This window comes from Pseudoalteromonas sp. MB47, assembly GCF_011319765.1.
Taxonomy (GTDB): domain Bacteria; phylum Pseudomonadota; class Gammaproteobacteria; order Enterobacterales; family Alteromonadaceae; genus Pseudoalteromonas; species Pseudoalteromonas simplex.
Window position 1 is genome coordinate 174,229 of the sequence record NZ_VFBD01000008.1, and the last position, 17,566, is coordinate 191,794.

The 17,566-nt window shown below is 41.4% G+C and carries 15 protein-coding genes; 7 read left to right on the forward strand and 8 right to left on the reverse strand.

All coding sequences use genetic code 11. The annotated features are described in order from the left end of the window. Positions 1-4: 4 nt before the first annotated feature. The 3 genes from ileS to murJ form a co-directional block, all read right to left on the reverse strand. Complete coding sequence (ileS, locus tag IMPJCBKJ_RS04915; RefSeq protein WP_166339031.1) at positions 5-2,830, reverse strand: isoleucine--tRNA ligase; 2,826 nt, start codon at positions 2,828-2,830, stop codon at positions 5-7. 25 nt (positions 2,831-2,855) lie between these two features. Then, positions 2,856-3,782: a bifunctional riboflavin kinase/FAD synthetase gene (gene ribF / locus IMPJCBKJ_RS04920; RefSeq protein ID WP_062564282.1), complete on the reverse strand. Its 927-nt coding sequence runs from the start codon at positions 3,780-3,782 to the stop codon at positions 2,856-2,858. A 73-nt stretch (positions 3,783-3,855) separates the two neighbouring features. After that, a complete protein-coding gene (gene murJ / locus IMPJCBKJ_RS04925; RefSeq protein WP_268795023.1) occupies positions 3,856-5,436 on the reverse strand; it encodes a murein biosynthesis integral membrane protein MurJ in 1,581 nt (526 codons plus the stop codon). A 243-nt stretch (positions 5,437-5,679) separates the two neighbouring features. Here murJ and rpsT point away from each other — a divergent pair, with 243 nt between their 5' ends. Beyond that, a complete protein-coding gene (gene rpsT, locus IMPJCBKJ_RS04930) occupies positions 5,680-5,940 on the forward strand; it encodes a 30S ribosomal protein S20 (protein WP_036967030.1) in 261 nt (86 codons plus the stop codon). A 98-nt stretch (positions 5,941-6,038) separates the two neighbouring features. Here rpsT and IMPJCBKJ_RS04935 read toward each other — a convergent pair whose 3' ends face one another. Next, a complete protein-coding gene (locus tag IMPJCBKJ_RS04935) occupies positions 6,039-6,422 on the reverse strand; it encodes a response regulator (RefSeq protein WP_054551762.1) in 384 nt (127 codons plus the stop codon). 151 nt (positions 6,423-6,573) lie between these two features. Here IMPJCBKJ_RS04935 and IMPJCBKJ_RS04940 point away from each other — a divergent pair, with 151 nt between their 5' ends. The 3 genes from IMPJCBKJ_RS04940 (at position 6,574) to smrA (ending at position 8,356) form a co-directional block, all read left to right on the forward strand. Beyond that, entirely contained in the window at positions 6,574-7,017 is a 444-nt protein-coding gene (locus IMPJCBKJ_RS04940) for a hypothetical protein (protein WP_166339033.1), read from the forward strand. Positions 7,018-7,117: 100 nt separating this feature from the next. Beyond that, positions 7,118-7,363, forward strand: coding sequence for a hypothetical protein (locus tag IMPJCBKJ_RS04945; protein WP_054551958.1), 246 nt, complete (start codon positions 7,118-7,120; stop codon positions 7,361-7,363). A 411-nt stretch (positions 7,364-7,774) separates the two neighbouring features. Beyond that, positions 7,775-8,356, forward strand: coding sequence for a DNA endonuclease SmrA (gene smrA, locus IMPJCBKJ_RS04950; protein ID WP_054551764.1), 582 nt, complete (start codon positions 7,775-7,777; stop codon positions 8,354-8,356). A gap of 61 nt (positions 8,357-8,417) precedes the next feature. On the opposite strand, the gene IMPJCBKJ_RS20820 is transcribed toward smrA, so the two are convergent. Then, complete coding sequence (locus tag IMPJCBKJ_RS20820; protein WP_262387613.1) at positions 8,418-8,552, reverse strand: hypothetical protein; 135 nt, start codon at positions 8,550-8,552, stop codon at positions 8,418-8,420. 95 nt (positions 8,553-8,647) lie between these two features. Further along, entirely contained in the window at positions 8,648-9,568 is a 921-nt protein-coding gene (locus tag IMPJCBKJ_RS04955) for a glyoxylate/hydroxypyruvate reductase A (RefSeq protein WP_054551765.1), read from the reverse strand. 124 nt (positions 9,569-9,692) lie between these two features. Between IMPJCBKJ_RS04955 and IMPJCBKJ_RS04960 the strand changes: the two genes are divergently transcribed. Beyond that, positions 9,693-11,411: a GNAT family N-acyltransferase gene (locus IMPJCBKJ_RS04960; RefSeq protein WP_166339035.1), complete on the forward strand. Its 1,719-nt coding sequence runs from the start codon at positions 9,693-9,695 to the stop codon at positions 11,409-11,411. Between the two features lie 50 nt (positions 11,412-11,461). Here the strand turns inward: IMPJCBKJ_RS04960 and dapE are convergent, their stop codons facing one another. Both dapE and IMPJCBKJ_RS04970 read right to left on the reverse strand, forming a co-directional pair. Further along, positions 11,462-12,640: a succinyl-diaminopimelate desuccinylase gene (dapE, locus tag IMPJCBKJ_RS04965; protein WP_166339037.1), complete on the reverse strand. Its 1,179-nt coding sequence runs from the start codon at positions 12,638-12,640 to the stop codon at positions 11,462-11,464. A 70-nt stretch (positions 12,641-12,710) separates the two neighbouring features. Next, complete coding sequence (locus IMPJCBKJ_RS04970; protein ID WP_054551768.1) at positions 12,711-14,129, reverse strand: MATE family efflux transporter; 1,419 nt, start codon at positions 14,127-14,129, stop codon at positions 12,711-12,713. Positions 14,130-14,362: 233 nt separating this feature from the next. Here IMPJCBKJ_RS04970 and IMPJCBKJ_RS04975 point away from each other — a divergent pair, with 233 nt between their 5' ends. Together IMPJCBKJ_RS04975 and IMPJCBKJ_RS04980 are read left to right on the forward strand one after the other, a co-directional pair. Next, on the forward strand, positions 14,363-15,016 hold the full coding sequence (locus tag IMPJCBKJ_RS04975; RefSeq protein WP_054551769.1) for an OmpW family outer membrane protein: 654 nt from the start codon (positions 14,363-14,365) through the stop codon (positions 15,014-15,016). Between the two features lie 327 nt (positions 15,017-15,343). Next, on the forward strand, positions 15,344-17,557 hold the full coding sequence (locus tag IMPJCBKJ_RS04980) for a CapA family protein (protein ID WP_166339039.1): 2,214 nt from the start codon (positions 15,344-15,346) through the stop codon (positions 17,555-17,557). Positions 17,558-17,566: the final 9 nt, after the last annotated feature.

Genomic DNA, 17,566 nt, shown 5'->3' on the forward strand with positions numbered 1-17,566 from the left:
ACTCCTATGCGAACTGACGCTGTTCACCATCGCCGTAAACATTGCTTACACAACGGCCACAGATTTCAGGGTGTGCAGGATCAGCACCAACATCATCACAGTAATGCCAACAACGCTCACATTTTTCAGCGGTTGTTGCGGCAACTTTAATGTATAAGCCATCAATTTCTGTAGCTTGCGTATCCTCTGGCTGCGTAGTCACAGTTTCAACTGTCACGCCTGAAGTTAATAGTACAAAGCGCAGTTCATCACCTAATGCAGCTAATTTCGCACTTAACTCTTCACCTGCATAGATGCTTACGTTTGCTTGTAGAGTTGCACCAATAACTTCTTCTTTACGCGCCGCTTCTAGCACACGGTTTACTTCATCACGAACGTTTAGGATTGTTAACCAATCATCGTTGCTGAACTTACCTTGTGAAGAAGCTTGTAAGCCATCGTACCACACAGAAGTGAATACAAACTTGTCACGCTCACCTGGTAATGCTTCCCAGATTTCTTGCGCAGTGAAGCTTAAGATCGGTGCCATCCAACGGGTCATTGCTTCAGCAATGTGATAAAGCGCAGTTTGACATGAACGACGCGCATGGCTGTCGCTTTTCGCTGTGTATTGACGATCTTTGATTACGTCTAGGTAGAACGAACCAAGCTCACCAGTACAGAAGTTCATTAGCTTTTGCGTTACAAGTAGCATTTGGTACTTGTCGTAAGCCGCTAAGATTTCATCTTGCAGTTCAGCTGCACGGCCCACAATCCAACGGTCAAGCTCAACCATGTCTTCAATAGCAACTTGATCTGTTTTTGGATCAAAACCACTTAAGTTCGCAAGTAAATAACGGCTCGTATTACGAATACGACGATAACGGTCTGCTGAACGTTTAAAGATTTCATCAGATACAGTCATTTCAGCTGTAAAGTCAGTTGATGCAACCCATAAGCGTAAGATGTCAGCACCTAGTTTGTTCATCACGTTTTGTGGTGAAATTACGTTGCCTAATGACTTAGACATCTTACGGCCATTTTCATCAACCGTGAAACCATGTGTTAGCACTTGCTTGTATGGCGCATGACCATTGATAGCAACCGATGTCATCATTGACGACATAAACCAACCACGGTGTTGATCAGAACCCTCTAAGTAAAGATCAGCAGGACCGGTTAAATCTTCACGTGCATCAACCACACATGCGTGAGTCACACCTGAGTCAAACCATACATCTAGCGTATCTTGAACTTTCATGTATTGCTCAGCGTCATCGCCAAGTAAAGTAGCTGGATCTAAGTCATACCAAGCTTGAATACCTGATTTTTCAACTAATTTCGCCGCTTCTTCGATAAGCTCTTGTGTATTCGGGTGAAGCGCACCAGTGTCTTTATCAACGAATAATGCAATTGGCACACCCCATGTACGTTGACGTGAAATACACCAATCAGGACGGCCTTCAACCATGTTTGCAATGCGGCTCTCGCCCCACTCAGGTAACCACTCAGTCTTTTTGATTTCGTTTAATGAATCTTGACGAAGGTTAGCTTGGTCCATACTTACGAACCACTGTGGCGTAGCACGGAAGATAATAGGTGTTTTATGACGCCAGCAATGTGGGTAGCTGTGCGTAAGCGCATGATGATGCAATAACGCATTGTTTTCAGTTAATACGTCAATAACGCTCGCATTCGCTTTAAATACGTGCTGACCTGCAAACATTGGTGTGTCAGGTAAGTAAACACCGTTAGCACCAACAGGGTTAGCTACTTCTAAGCCATAAGCAAGACCTGCCGCGAAATCTTCTTGACCGTGACCTGGTGCAGTATGAACAACACCAGTACCAGAATCAGTCGTTACGTGATCAGCCACAATCACAGGCACTGTGAAGTCATAGAACGGGTGAGCAACCTGTAAGTTCTCAAGTGCAGCACCTTTTACATAACCGAGTACGTGGTAATGTTTGAAGCCATAACGGTCCATAGCATCTTTAACTAGCTCAGAACCTAAAATTAGACGTTGCTGTGCACCTTCGTCATCAATTTGAACAAGGGCATACTCAAGCTTTTCGTGAACGGCTACTGCACGGTTAGCTGGTAATGTCCACGGTGTTGTCGTCCAGATAACTGTACTAACTGCACCGGTACCTTCATGGCCTTCAGCAAGTTCAAACGCATTGATTACAGCATCTTGATCAGCAAACTGAAAACGTACATCGATTGCTGGAGACTGTTTATCTTGGTATTCAACTTCTGCTTCAGCAAGTGCTGAACCACAATCTGTACACCAGTGAACAGGCTTAGCACCTTTGTGTAAGTGACCATTTTTAATGATGCGACCAAGCACGCGAATTGCGTTCGCTTCAAAGTCAAAGTTCATTGTTAAGTAAGGCTTGTCCCAGTCACCAAATACACCAAGACGTTTAAAGTCTGTTTTTTGACCCTCGACTTGTTTTTTAGCGTATGCGCGACATTTTTCACGGAACTCAGCAGCAGACACTTTCACGCCTGGCTTGCCTACTTTCTTTTCAACCATTAATTCAATTGGTAAACCGTGACAGTCCCAACCCGGCACGTAAGGTGCGTCGAAGTCAGACAAGGTTTTTGACTTAACAATAATATCTTTAAGAATTTTGTTTACCGAGTGGCCTAAATGGATATCACCGTTTGCATACGGAGGGCCGTCATGCAAAATGAAGGTTTTTTTACCTTTTTTAGCGCTGCGAATTTGACCGTAAAGATCGTCTTCATACCATGTCTTAAGCATCTTTGGTTCACGTTGTGCCAAATTGCCGCGCATTGGAAACGCTGTTTCCGGTAAATTCAAAGTATGTTTGTAGTCGCTCATTAATCCTACTTTCCGTATCGGCTACCTAATTTAAACCAAAACACTGCTTAGCGGCGGTTACATCATCTGCAATCTGCGCCGTCAGTTGTGTTAATGTCTCGAATTTTTTCTCATCGCGAAGCTTTTTAATTAGCTCCACGTGCATAAATTGTCCGTAAATGTCTTGCGCAAAGTCGAAAAGATGAACCTCTAACAATGCGCGTGTCCCATTAAATGTGGGTTTGTTGCCAATATTTGCAACCCCATATAATTCTTTATCACCCACTTTTGCTCTTACCGCAAATACCCCATTTACTGGGCATACTTGGCGTTTTAGCGCTATGTTGGCCGTTCTGAACCCTAATTCACGACCTTTCGCCCAGCCATGAATAACACGCCCAGAAATCGCATAACCATGACCTAACATGGTTTTTGCATCTTCCAATTGCCCTGCAGCAAGCGCATGGCGAATAAGGGTACTACTTACTCTATCATTGAGTCTGCGAAAACTTGCAGTACTTTTCACATCCATGTTCAGCTCAGCGCCCATGGTTTTTAGTAACGCAAAGTCGCCACGGCGACGTTTGCCAAAACAAAAGTCATCACCAACAGTTAATGCTTTAACGCCTAGCTTTTCAACCAGTACTTGGCTGACAAATTGTTCTGCTTCCATGTTGGCAAATTGCTGATTGAAGCTAATACAAATCACTCGTTCCACGCCTAATTTAGCAAGCAAACTGAGCTTATCACGTAGTCGAGTTAAACGCGCGGGTGCATTATCTTTGGCAAAAAACTCTTGTGGCTGAGGCTCAAATAACATCACGGTACTTGGCAATTGATGCTTTTCTGCGTCTTGCAGCAAGCCTTTAATCACTTCTGCATGACCTAAGTGCACGCCATCAAAATTACCAATGGTCAACACACAGCCATAATGCTGCGCGCGAATATTGTGAATACCTCTAATTAACTCCATGCCACCTTTTTGCCTTTATCAGCGAGCCCAAAACATTGATATCGGGCTTGAAGCGCCGATTATAATCTTTTTTTTAGTTTGATTCAGTAGTTGCAACACTTTTTATCGTATTTAGTCGCACACCTAGAATGAATAAGGCCGCAAAGTAAACAAAAACCGCCAGCACTAATAACCCACTCAACAGCAGCACTTGCTCAGTAAAGTGCCATGCTTTCCAGGCAAATTGCTGGCCCACATACCATACAGATGCGGCCATTAATAAACTTGAAAACAAACACTTAAAGGTGAAACCAAGGCTCATCGCAGAAAACTGATAAACGCCTTCTTTACGTAGTTGATGATACAACAAATAGGCATTACAACTGGCCGACATCGCGGTTGCTAACGCTAACCCCAAATAGCCAATAAATGGAGCTAGCATAATGTTAAACACCATATTTAACACCAGTGTTTTAATACCAATTTTTACGGGGGTTTTAGTATCTTGACGCGAATAAAAGCCCGGTGCTAACACCTTGATTAACATAAAGCTAACCAGTCCAACTGAGTAGGCCATGACACCGTAACTTACCGCTTTTACATGATCAATTTCACCGTCCTGAAATGCACCATGATCAAATAAAACCGTAATAATGAGCGGGCTTATCACCATTAAACCAAACATAGCAGGCAAGCCTAAGAAAATAACAAATCTCACCCCCCAATCCAGGGTTAGCTGAAAATCTTTTGTGCTTTTAGTGCTATGTAGCTTAGACAATGCGGGTAAAATTACCGTCGCGATACCGATACCGAATAAGCCAAGAGGAAACTCAATTAAACGGTCTGAGTAGTAAAGCCACGCGATAGAACCGGTCATCAACATTGAGGCAATCATGGTGTCGAGCAACAGGTTTATTTGACTGATAGACACGCCAAACAAGGCTGGTAGCATGAGTTTTCGCACTTTTTTAACGTTTTCATCTTGCCAGCCCCATTTTGGGCGGCTCAGCATACGGGCACGGTACAAAAATGGCAACTGAAACAGTAACTGCACTACCCCCCCAACAAATACGCCAATGGCAAGGGCATAAGCCCCAACTGAAAATTTATCGTGCAATAAAACTGCGCAGCTAATAATCGATATATTCAACAGCACAGGTGTAAACGCTGCAACAGCAAAGCGATTATAGACGTTCATGACCGCACCGCTCAGGGCAACCAAACTCACGAAAAATAAATAAGGGAAAGTCAGTTTTAACAGTGCACTGGCCAGTACGAACTTCTCGGCATTTTCGCCTCCTTGCCACCAATCAATAAACCAGCCAGTTCCAAATAAGGCCGCTATAACTGGAGAAGCAATAACTCCGAACAGGGTAACAATTAATAAAATAGTTCCTAACGTACCGGCTGCTTGAGCCACAAACAACCGGACTTTATCATCACCTTGTTGCTCTTTTATCTCAGATAAAACCGGCACAAATGCTTGGGCAAAGGCTCCTTCAGCAAATAAGCGTCTTAGGAAATTAGGAATTCGATTGGCAAATAAAAACACATCCGCAGCAGCACTGGCACCTAGGAGATTCGCCACAACCGCATCTCTTACTAACCCTAAAATACGCGAGATCATCGTCATTGCACTAACAATCATCCCAGAACGAAATAATCCTTTTGCCACCTTAAACCCATTATCAAAAAACTTCTAAGATGGGCGATTATGCCTAAAATATCTTTAAAGCACTAGGCTCGAACCCGACCCTTTGTTACAATGGCGATATTAACTGCTAAAGCGGCAAATTGATGTTCGTTATAAGGAGCAGTTTTTCTTGAGATGTCAAAATTTCGTTGACATTCATGATAAAAACAGGCATATTCCACGGCCTTTAAATTAAGCTTATTTTAAGATTGTTAGGAGCAAACCTTGGCTAACATCAAGTCTGCAAAAAAACGCGCTATTACGAGCGAAAAAAATCGTCAACATAACGCAAGCCGTCGTTCAATGATGCGTACTTACTTCAAAAAAGTAGTTGCTGCAATTGAAGCGGGCGACAAAGAAGCTGCACAAGCGGCATTCGCTGTTGCAACACCTATCCTAGACCGTTACGCAACTAAAGGTCTAATCCACAAGAACAAAGCAGCTCGTCATAAGAGCCGTTTAGCAGCTAAAATCAAAGCGCTATAATTTGTTTTTGATGAATACGAAAAAACCGGCTTTTGCCGGTTTTTTTTTGTTTGTAATTTAACAAGGCACCTGTTCTAAATGCCTCAATAGTTAATTAGCTAGACAATTTCTAGTTCTGGGTAAAACTTTTTCAGCATTGCCGCAATCTTCTTAGGTGTAAACGGTTTTACTACAAATCCTTTAGCGCCCTTTTCAATTGCTTCTTTAACGTTTTCGACTGTTGAATGAGCCGAAACCATCACGACATTCGCTTCGGGCGAAATTTCATTTATTTGCGTGATAATCTCTTTACCATCTCCATCGGGTAATTCAATATCTAGAAAAATTATATTGAACTCTTTCTCTTTACATGCGCTTAAACACTGTGCGGCTGTAGAAGCTTCACGTACATTATCGATACCAAGGTGCATTAATGTTTGATTTAGAAAACTGCGGACCGTACCTACGTCGTCCACAATTAGAATTGAAAGCTGCGTATCCATACTATTCCTCTTAAACTATGAAGATAAACACTCATTGCACTGTAGAGTGTAACGCATTTAAGCTATGAGTGATTTGAATTTGACTATTATATCAAAAACTTCGTTATAATCTCATTATAGAGACCTATATTTAAAAGGCCAGATAAGCTTTATGTCTAATAAAATAAAAAAACAATCTTTACTTGGTAAAGCTCCTGCACGAAAGAAACCAACACAAGCGAAGCGCCAAAGACCAGTAAACCAACAACAAGCGCGCGCACTAGCTGCTCAGCACAGTGCTCCTGAAGTAGAATTCAAGAAAAGCAAAACACGGTGGTATGTACTCGCAGCAGTTGTATTAATTCTGCTAATTACGCCAAAACCCGTGTTAATCACTTACGAAAAGCTAGGTATGGTCTCACAAAGTATATTTTGGCCCGGGGTTTTTGGTTATGGTGCAAACTTATTTGATTCTACTCTTAGCCCCCGTGCAGACCTAAGCCGCAACATTATTTACCTGTGCCAAGATAAGCGTAAACCAGACACCTGTCAGAAGTACCGAGTTACAGAACAAAATGGATTTTTTGCAGCGATGAAAAAGCTGATAATGGATTAAAAAATCTAATCCGAAAATTTAAAATTACTTGGTTGAAAGCTGTGTAAAAGATCACCATAATGGCGCTCCTTTTTCAACACAGACACGATCAGATACGACCATGCTAAACGAGCTAGATTGGCTTTTAAACTTAACGTTACTTGCACTAGGACTAGGTGCATTTTTTATTAACCAGCTTACATTACTGCGTTTTGCAGCGATTAGCGCGTGTAGTTTATTATTTTTATCGTTTAGTTTAGATCTGATGTCATCAAGCGTAATATCAAACATGAGCTTGGTGTTGATCAACACATTTTATTTATTCAAGGTCTACACATTTGGCCAGTTGAATATCAATCAAGGTTAATCTTCCCCTAAGATAAATTAATAGAATAGGCTATATCATCTATCAGCATTTATGCCCAAGCAGTCCCCTGCTTGGGCTTTTTTTTACTTACAAAATGGTTGAACTGAGATACCATAAACGGCGTATATATACCCAAGCCACCTCAAGATGCAGAATTCAGCGTTTCACAGGTGCTTAATATCAAGGCGTTACTTTGCAAGAATGGTGGTCCCTTTTAAGAAGTAACAACGATGAGAGTAAGTGCCTGTGAAACGCCCAGAGGGTTGGTTTAAAAGCGATTTATACTGCGTTATTGATTTTAACAATAGAACCACTATTATTTGCAATCAATGCCTTGCCTAAATCGCTTTTAATTCCAACTGAAACTCGCACCTTGAGGTGGTTTGGGTATAATTAATTTGGAGGTACCTTATGTCATTAAACGACTTCGACTTATTTCTCTCATCTATGGAAGACGTAAAACCTCTTAAGCATGACACTGTTCAATTTGATTCCACCAAGCAAGGCCCTTCTTTAGCGCAACAAGAAAAACGTAAAGCAGCTGAGTGTGATTTAGCAATTGATGAAAACTATTTGCGCAGCGAGTTCGTCGAGCTGTTAGATCCTCATGCCATATTGGCATTTAAAAAAGATGGCGTACAAGGCCAAGTATATAAAAACTTACGTTTAGCTAAATATCAACTCGATGCCACGCTTGATTTGCATGGTCAGCCTCTTCAACGTGCACGTAGTACGTTATTTAATTTTATCGATGACTGTCATAAACGAAATATTCGTGTCGTACTTATTCGCCATGGGATTGGTATCAAAAATAAATCACAGCCAGGTATTTTAAAGAGCTATACCAATAAGTGGCTGCAAGAAATTCCAGCGGTTTTAGCCTTTCACAGTGCTCTTAAGCATCATGGTGGTAGTGGTGCAACGTATGTGATGATTAAAAAATCTGACGAGAAGAAACACGAGAACAGAGAAATCCACTCAAAAAGAAGTTAGTTGAATAAGCGATTAAAGTGCAGCATCTAAACGTGCTGCACTCGATGAGCATGCTGTGTGGTTATGATTGACTAACTTCAATGTCCTGAACTGGTTGCTCCGATGCATTAGCTTGGTTAAACCATGCTGACACACCTAAAACGATAACTGACACGACGACCAGACTAAATTTAGCTCCACTTTGATTAGATTTCATAACGCCTCTTTTATTATTGTTTTTTTATTGAGCAACTCCAGAATAGCAAAATTACAGATGTTAACAAGACGTTTATTAAACAAATTTACAATGTGTCAATAACCTTTTGTTCTATCAACCTGATTTATTAGTTCTTTACCTTCAGTTAATCTTTTAGCATTACCTGCAATTTGCAACGAGACAGACTCTAAATCTGAAATTGCAGCACAGTGAGGCGTTAAGGTCACCTTTTGATGAGACCAGTAAGGGTGCGCCTGAGGTAAAGGCTCTTCGCTGAATACATCAAGGGTGGCGCCACGTAATTGCTCACTATTAAGTGCCTCGAGTAAATCTTCATCGACAACATGTTTGCCTCTGGCAACATTAATTAGCACCGCATGGCTTTGTAGTTTACCCAGCAGTGATTTATTGATAATGCCCTGAGTGTGTTGGTTAAGTGGTAGTAAGCACACGAGATAATCAATTTGACCAAGCATGTCATCTAACCCCTGCTGTGAGTAATAGGTGCTTACTTCAACGTCGTGTTTTTCACTATTAGACCAAGCACTCACTTGAAAACCATTTGCGAGTAAACGCTTTGCACAGGCTTTGCCTAGTTCACCGTAACCTAAGATACCCACATGTTGATGTGAATACGCTCGCTTTGGCTTCCAAGTACCCGCTGATTGTTTTAAATAATATTCTTTGAGTCTCAGCTTGTGCGCCAATACATGACCCAATACATACTCTGCCATATCATTAGCAAGGTTATCATCAACAATTCTAACAACAGGAACATGCGCTGCTATCTTTGTTAAGTCGATGCTATCAACGCCTGCACCAAATGAAGAAACTGCTTTTAAATTTACCAGCTTAGGCCATAAATCAGCGGGCGCATTCCAGGCCAGTACAAACTCTACGGCTTCGTAGTCTGTGCACTCAGACCAAAGCTGTACGTCAATCTCTGGTAATAACGCTTGTAATCGGGCAATTAATTGGCTGCAATCTCGGCCTGTTACAGCTACAAGTAAAATCATTGTCTTCTCCATTTTAGCCTCGAACACGAAGCTCTCTTTAAAAAGTCACACAACTGCAACCTAACTGTCACAGCGAACTCTTACCCTAACCTCATCGCTAAATGCGTTTATGTTTGAGGTTTGTATGATCAGTGTTGATAAAGTAATAGAAGCAAATTTACCACAATTAGAAAATTCGCCAAAAGTAAAAGGTTTAGTAAAGAAAGGCCTAGGTTATTTATTACATGAGCAAGAGTTTGTTGCCTTTGGTGATGCATACCCACACTTACAGGGGCTTGAATTTGTAGAGCAAGTGCTTGATGAGCTTGACTTTGACACGCGCTACAAGCCAAAACAAATGGAACATATACCAAGTGAAGGTAATGTCGTTATTGTCGCTAACCACCCTATCGGCTCTCTTGATGCATTAGCGCTGATAAAAGTCTTATCAAGTGTACGCCCCGACTTAAAAGTCGTTGCAAACCGCATGCTGATGTCAATCACTCCGATGCACTCGTTACTCCTTCCCGTTGATAACCTCTCTGGTACGAGTAAAAAGAAAGAACTCGCTAATATCCAGCAACACTTAAAATCAGACGGTGCATTATTAATCTTTCCTGCAGGTGAGGTATCGCGCTTAAGTCCAACGGGCATTAAAGACTGTAAGTGGAACAGCGGTTTTTTACGTATGGCAAAAAAAGCCAACGCACCTATTTTGCCTATTTACATCAAAGCGAAAAACAGCCCGTTATTCTACGGCACCTCAATGATCTACAAACCCTTAGCCAGTTTGTTATTAGTCAAAGAGATGTTCAAACAACGACAAAAATCATTAGAGTTTGAAATTGGCGCGTCCATCCCACCTGAGTCATATTTAATCGAAAATTTAAAAGATAAAGAAATAGCTCAGTTGATAAGAAAACAACTGTATCGACTTATCACAAAAAAACCTCTGCCGTTAAAAACGCAAACCCCCATTGCCAGTCCTGAAGCAACGAAAGACCTTAAAAAAGCCATTGAAGAGTGTGAGCTATTAGGTGAAACCTCTGATGGTATGAAAATTTATTTATATCAATACTGTGGTAGCTCACCGATTTTCCGTGAACTAGGACGACTTCGTGAAATTGCGTTTCGGGCAGTCGGTGAAGGCAGTGGTAAACGCCGTGATATAGATAAATACGACATGGATTATCAACACCTCGTTCTGTGGGATGCTAAGCAACTTGAACTAGTCGGCGCATACCGACTTGCCTGCGCACAAGACATTATAGAAAAACATGGCCGCAAAGGTTTATACACCGATAGCCTATTTAGCTACAGCGATGATATGGCGCCGTATTTTGAAAAGGGCATTGAGCTCGGTCGCAGCTTTGTGCAACCCAAATACTGGGGTAGAAAGAGCCTAGACTATTTGTGGTTTGGCATTGGCGCATTTGTGAACCGCTACCCGCAATACCGCTATTTGTTTGGCGCAGTTAGCGTATCTAACGCACTCCCCGAGCAAGCTAAATCACTACTCGTTCATTATTACCAGCATTATTATGGTGCTAAACAAGTGTTAGCTATCCCCAATAATGAATATCGCCATACCGAATCACAAAAAGAACAATGTGCTCAGTTATTTGCTGGGGATGATATTAAAGAAGATTTTGTTGAACTTAAGCATGTGCTTGCCAATATTGGTGCGCAAGTCCCAACCTTATTCAAACAATACACAGAGCTTTGCGAGGCAGGAGGCGTACAGTTTTTAAGTTTTAGCATCGACCCTGAGTTCAATAATTGCATTGATGGGTTAGTGCTTGTCGACTTAGATAAAGTAAAAGCGAGTAAAGCCAAACGATACTTAGGGCAGCCACGCGAATAGTCGTTATAAAATAGCTTAAAAAAGTCGGCATATTCGCCGACTTTTTCTTTTTAATTAAAGATATTTCTAAGCGCAGCTAAGTATATTTGCTCAATAGTTTTTAAATCTGCGATAGGAACATGCTCATTAACTTGATGAATGGTATGGTTTCGCACGCCACATTCAATCACTTGCGTGTGCTCATTGGCAAAAAATCGCCCATCTGATGTGCCACCACTGGTACTAAGCATAGGGAAGCTGCCTGTTACTTCATGCACGGCTTGTTCAAGCTGCTGCAACAAGCAATTGCTCGCCTGATGCAAGGTATAAAATGATTCGCACGGACGCTCCCAAACAAGCGTTAGCCGCGATGCTAAATCTGCCAATGCAAACTGAATTTCTTCTTTGATGTCTTTACTTTTGTAGCCATGACTATAACGTACGTTAAACGTGAGCTCACATTGAGCAGGAACAAGATTATCGACCACATTGGCTATATTAATGCCGGTCACTTGCAGTGTTGTAGCCGAACTTGTTTCATCTTTGTGCCAGCTAATTGCCGTTAAGCGCTTCACAACCTCTGCACTTAAATGTGCAGCGTTTATGGTGTTTTCTGGATAAGCAACATGCCCAGCTTTACCTTGAATAGATAATCGAGCAGACAACGCGCCTCGCCTGCCATTTTTAATGGTATCACCCACATGCTGATGACTCGTCGGCTCGCCAACTAGGCAACCATCAAGCACAACACCTTGTTTGGCTAGACGCTCAGCAATCAATAAGGATCCGTATTCAGCTTCGCCCTCTTCATCTGAGGTTATTAACCAGTAAAATGTGCCGCGTTTATTGCTATTTTGCGCTAAAAAACGTTTTGTTGCGCAAAGCATCGCAGCAACACCGCCTTTCATATCTGCTGCGCCACGGCCATAGACACTGCCATCTACTATCTCGCCACTAAAAGGATCAACTCGCCAATCACCTTCTGCAGCAGGGACCACATCAATATGGCCAGAAAAAGCAACGATAGGGCCTTCACCAAAGGTGATTTTAGCAATTAAATTAGTAACATGATTAAAGCTAAATAACTCACAATCAAAGCCGAGCTGGCTTAAGTTACCTTCAAGCCAATCAATTGCACCAGCTTGAGCGGGCGTTACCGATTTAAATCGGAGCAAGGTTTGTAATGTTTCAACCACCTCAGATTGCACCGACTGGTGCGTTACTAACTCTGCATTTGATATCAAACTCATAATAACCCTAATCAGTTAGAAAGCTTAGGTTATTACAACGAGAGATTATGACCGCAGTGTGAAACTTAAATTAATGATTTCCTTCTTCAATGAGGGTTTCTTGGGTTACCTTGGCAATGTCTTTGTCTTCTTTGGTTAATTGTGTTCGTTGCCAACGACCAGCTGCGAACCAAAGATAAGTAATAATCGCCACAAGTACATTCGTAATAGCAAACGAATACCAAATCCCCTGCGGTCCAAGAGAGGTATGCTTAGACAAAATATACGCGGCAGGAAATTGAATAACACATTGTGAAAGCAGTGACACAACCATCGCATTTAGCATGTTGCCTGAAGCCCTAAATGCAGCGACTACACAAAGCTGCACGCCTATTCCGCCCCAAGTTAAGCACATAACCCGAATGAACTCTGCACCACCCGCTATCACAGACTCATCATCAGGAATGAAAAAAGCCACCAAGTATTCAGCAAACAGATAAGCAACAACACCCACTATTGTCAGGCCCAGCAGTCCCCAAAGTGAGGCTAATCGAGTTATTTGTGCTGCACGCTGCGGGTTTCCTGCTCCCATGTTTTGACCAACCAAAGTCGAAACAGCCATTGAAAGACCCATTGCCGGGATCATCACCATTTGTAAAATATTAGATCCAACACCATAAGAGGCAATCGTGTGCGTACCAAAGCTAGCTACCAAAAACGACATAATAATTAAACCAAAGGCTCGCGCAGAGAGTTCAACCGAGCCAGGCGCTCCTAAAAAGAAGGCTTGCTTCATATACTGCCAGTCTGGTTTAAAACTAGAGAGTTTAAGTTGAATGCCGTGACGCCCTCGCAAAAACACCCATACCCCGATTGCAGCCGCTAAGCTTTGCGTGATAAGTGTGGCTAGTGCAGCGCCCATTACGCCAAAACCCGAAAAGTCACCAAAACCAAAAATCAGTAAGGGGTCAAGCACAAAATTGAGTAACACAGTACCGCTTACAATATAGAGCGGCACCTTGGTTTGCCCTATACCACGCATTAAGGCTTGAAACATGGCATAAATAAATACAAACACAACGCCGATAAAAGATACATGCATAAATTTAAGGGCATCACCAAACACTTGATCTTCAACACCTAATAAAGTCAAAAAATATGGTGAAAGCATATAGCCTATTAAGCCAAGTATGGTTGCGGTAATTGTCACCATTAACATAGTTTGGGCAGCAACGTGATTAACCTTATCTTGCTGACCCGCTCCCATGTATTGAGCGGATAAAATAGCGCCCGCCATTGCCAACCCAGAGCCAATAGCAATCACTAAAAAAGTGACCGGCATACTGACAGAAACGGCAGCTACTTGCTCTGCCCCTAAGCGGCCTACCCAAAATGCATCGGTCAGTTGATAAGCCGACTGCAAAATATTGATTAAGATGATCGGGATACCTAATTTAAGTAGCGCTTTTGAAATCGAGCCATGAAGAAATAAGTGCTGAGGATCAGCCATGCAAAATACCTAATAAGCAAATAACACCGTTAGTTTACCAGCCGCAACTGAATATAGAGTCAATAAGAGTCAATCTTTTTTTGATCTTCCCATTTAAAAACTTAATCTAAATCAAAAAATGGCTTCACTTAGTTCAAACATTTTTGAAACTTTGATCTAGAACAGGTTTTGTCCGCTGCAACTTAGTAATAATAGCCTCAACCAAATAAGACAAGTAGTTCGCGGAGAACAACATGAAAACTAAATTAAGCATTGCATTACTTACTTCACTATTAGCACTCTCTCCTGTTGCAAACGCAAACTTAAGCGTGAATGTAGGTGCAATTAATGTAAACCCTGATAACGACAGCTCAAAAATCAATGAAGCGCCAACGTTAGGACTTCGTGGCGATGACAATACCCAATTAGGTATTACGATTGATTACTCTTTTAATGACAACTGGGTTCTTGAATTAGTTGCAGCGACACCATTTAGCCATGATGTTCAAGGAACTGGTGGCTTAGCGGGCAATAAAATTGCCGATATTAAGCAATTACCACCATCACTAATCGCCCAGTACCACTTCTTAGACTCAACTTATAAGTTCCGTCCTTTTGTGGGTGTAGGTATTAACTATACAACCTTCTTTGATGAGAAACCTTCTGCGGCTTTAAAAGCAACATTAGGTACTGACGATGTAGAAGTGAAACTAGATGATTCATTTGGCTTTGCAGCTCAAGCTGGTTTTAACTACATGATGAGTGAAAACTGGGGCCTACATGGCATGGTTTCACTAATCGACATCGATACAGACGCAACAGTTTATGCTGACGGCGCAAAGGCATTAACTTCAACGGTAGAAATTGACCCAGTTGTTGCTATGTTCGGTGTTAAATACAAATTCTAACTTTCATTTTGTGAAAGCCCATACGCACAAAAAGGCCATTTAATGGCCTTTTTTTTCATCTTCATTTAGTCGATTACAAATTTATTCTTTAACTCTGGCATCATATTTGTTAAACCCTAGTGAACAAATTATATTTTTGAAAAAAAACATTTTTTTGAGCTAAACTTCAATTTAAGACGTATTTATTTTGCTAAATTTCAACGGACTAAGAAATATCTGAATTTTCAGAGCCAGCGGTTATTGTTCCCGATAACCAACAAAGATACAATATAGCAATAATAATATTGACCTATGCAATGTAAAAAAAATGATAACGAGGCTTGCCTTTTGAAAGAGATTATCAACTATTTACTTATAATTTCATGTTTAACCTTAACAGCATGTAAAGTGAAAGACCCTGATGAAGATAAGCCGCAAGAGCAAAAGCAAGATTCCATCAGTGCTAGAGAAACTTTACTTGCTGGTAAGGCTGATTTATCCCTATCAGTGGTGGATGAGAGTAAAGACAATTTAAGCAATGTTGTCATAAAAGTCGCAGGACAAAGCTACACATCAGATGCCAATGGCAAAGTTAACATTAGCGATTTGCCTTATGGTAACCATGCCTTAATGGTGCAACAAAACGGTTACTTTGCAAAAGCAGGGGTTATCGTTAATCAACCAAATTATGCAACTTCTCAAGTACAATTAGAAACAAAAGCTCAAAATAGTAAAAGCCTGATTTTTGCTGGAGATACTATGTTTGGACGCCGTTATTTAGATCCAAGCTTATCGACTATGGGAACAAACATCCCCGATGTTAAAAATGCACTTATTCGCCCTGAAACAGCTGGGGCAGATAGTGTTGCAATTACTGCCGATGTTGCTGAGCTATTTTTAAATGCAGACTTTGCTTCCGTTAACTTTGAATCACCAGTAACAAGCAATCCTAGTACCGTTCATCCAACAAAAGAGTTTAGCTTTTTTTCTTTACCTGATTCACTCCAAGGACTTTCAGCCATAGGCGTTGACTATTTGGGGCTCGGTAATAACCATGTGTATGACTATTTACAATCAGGTCTTGAAGACACACTTATAGAAGTAGCAAATGCGGGGTTCTTACACAGTGGTGCTGGAATAAATGACACTGACGCTCTTGCACCTGTGAATGCTAGTCTTGGGGACATTAACTTAACACTCTTTGCTGCAACCTCTATCACTGGAGATGAGCATGAATTTAATTATGTTGCAGAGCAGAGTAAAGGAGGAGCGGCAGATCTTACCAATGCAAATGCAGTAAATGATACTCTACAAGCTATTGATACTAATAACTTTATAATTGCACAAATGCATGGCGGTGATGAATATAGTTACTCGCCAACAAGTTATATAGACGGTCGGTTCCAAGCTCTTTCTTCGCAAAATACTGATTTATTAATAGCTCATCACCCTCACGTTGCTCAGGGTTTTGCTGTTTATAATGATATTCCTGCAGTACTCGGCTTAGGTAACTTTGTGTTTGATCAACCTAGATTAGACACTCTATTAGGTGTTGCGGTGATGATTGACCTAAACGCAGACACACAAACAGTAAATCGTGCCTTTGCTTACCCTATTTACATTGAAGACTACAAGCCTCGTTTTACCACTGGCTTTTTAAGTAACTATTTAGTGCGCCGTCTAGCAGAGTTCTCAGATGACTCGGTAACGTTAATACCGCGTGACAACTATGCTGAAGTATATTTCTCTAAAGACCAAGCAACAAAGCGTACTTCACAAGTGACCGTTACACTCGATAGCAGCAGTGACATAATTGACTTACGTCAATATGCACCATCATCCGCTGCATACTTGTCTAATATTGAAGTGACTAGTGGTGAGCTTAGCAATAGTATTTTAGGCCGAGACATCATGGTATTCGGCGATTTCGAAGACTGGGATAACGACTCAGAAGCTTTTGAGGTAAGTCGCTGGGATCATACTAGTGATAGCGTTTTTCCTTGCACCGATAAACCCTACGCTGGGATTCAAGCTCTTTGCTCTAGCCGCGATGAGTTTGACAATACCCCTTCAATCATTCCTTTTAGACACACTATGCGAGTGATGGAATTGATTGACGAAAATGGGGCGCCATTATTGAGTAAAGATTTCTCATTATATGGCTACTTACAATCTGAGAATGGTGGCAAGCTAGAAAGCTTGTTAACTTATACAACCGAAATTGATGATCTTACTTTTTCGGAAAATGAAGTTGTTATCAGCAACGGAGGTGATAACTCGTGGCAAGTATTTAGCCATGATTTCAGCTTACCTTCTGACGACTTTACCCTTGGCCCAAAAAACTTACCGCCTCGTGGTATTAAGCTTCAATTTAGACAATATGCGCCAAGTAATGGCGAAGCAATAACGCGCTTAGACAATATCGCGATGATCACTTGGCAAAACCCAATCAGTCTTGAAAATAAGCAATGGCAAAGCAGTAAAATGCATGGATTTGACTTTTTAAAAGTCTCTGCAAGTAATGATACGAGTATAAAGCTCACTTTCACTTTACTTGACTAAGGAGGAGCA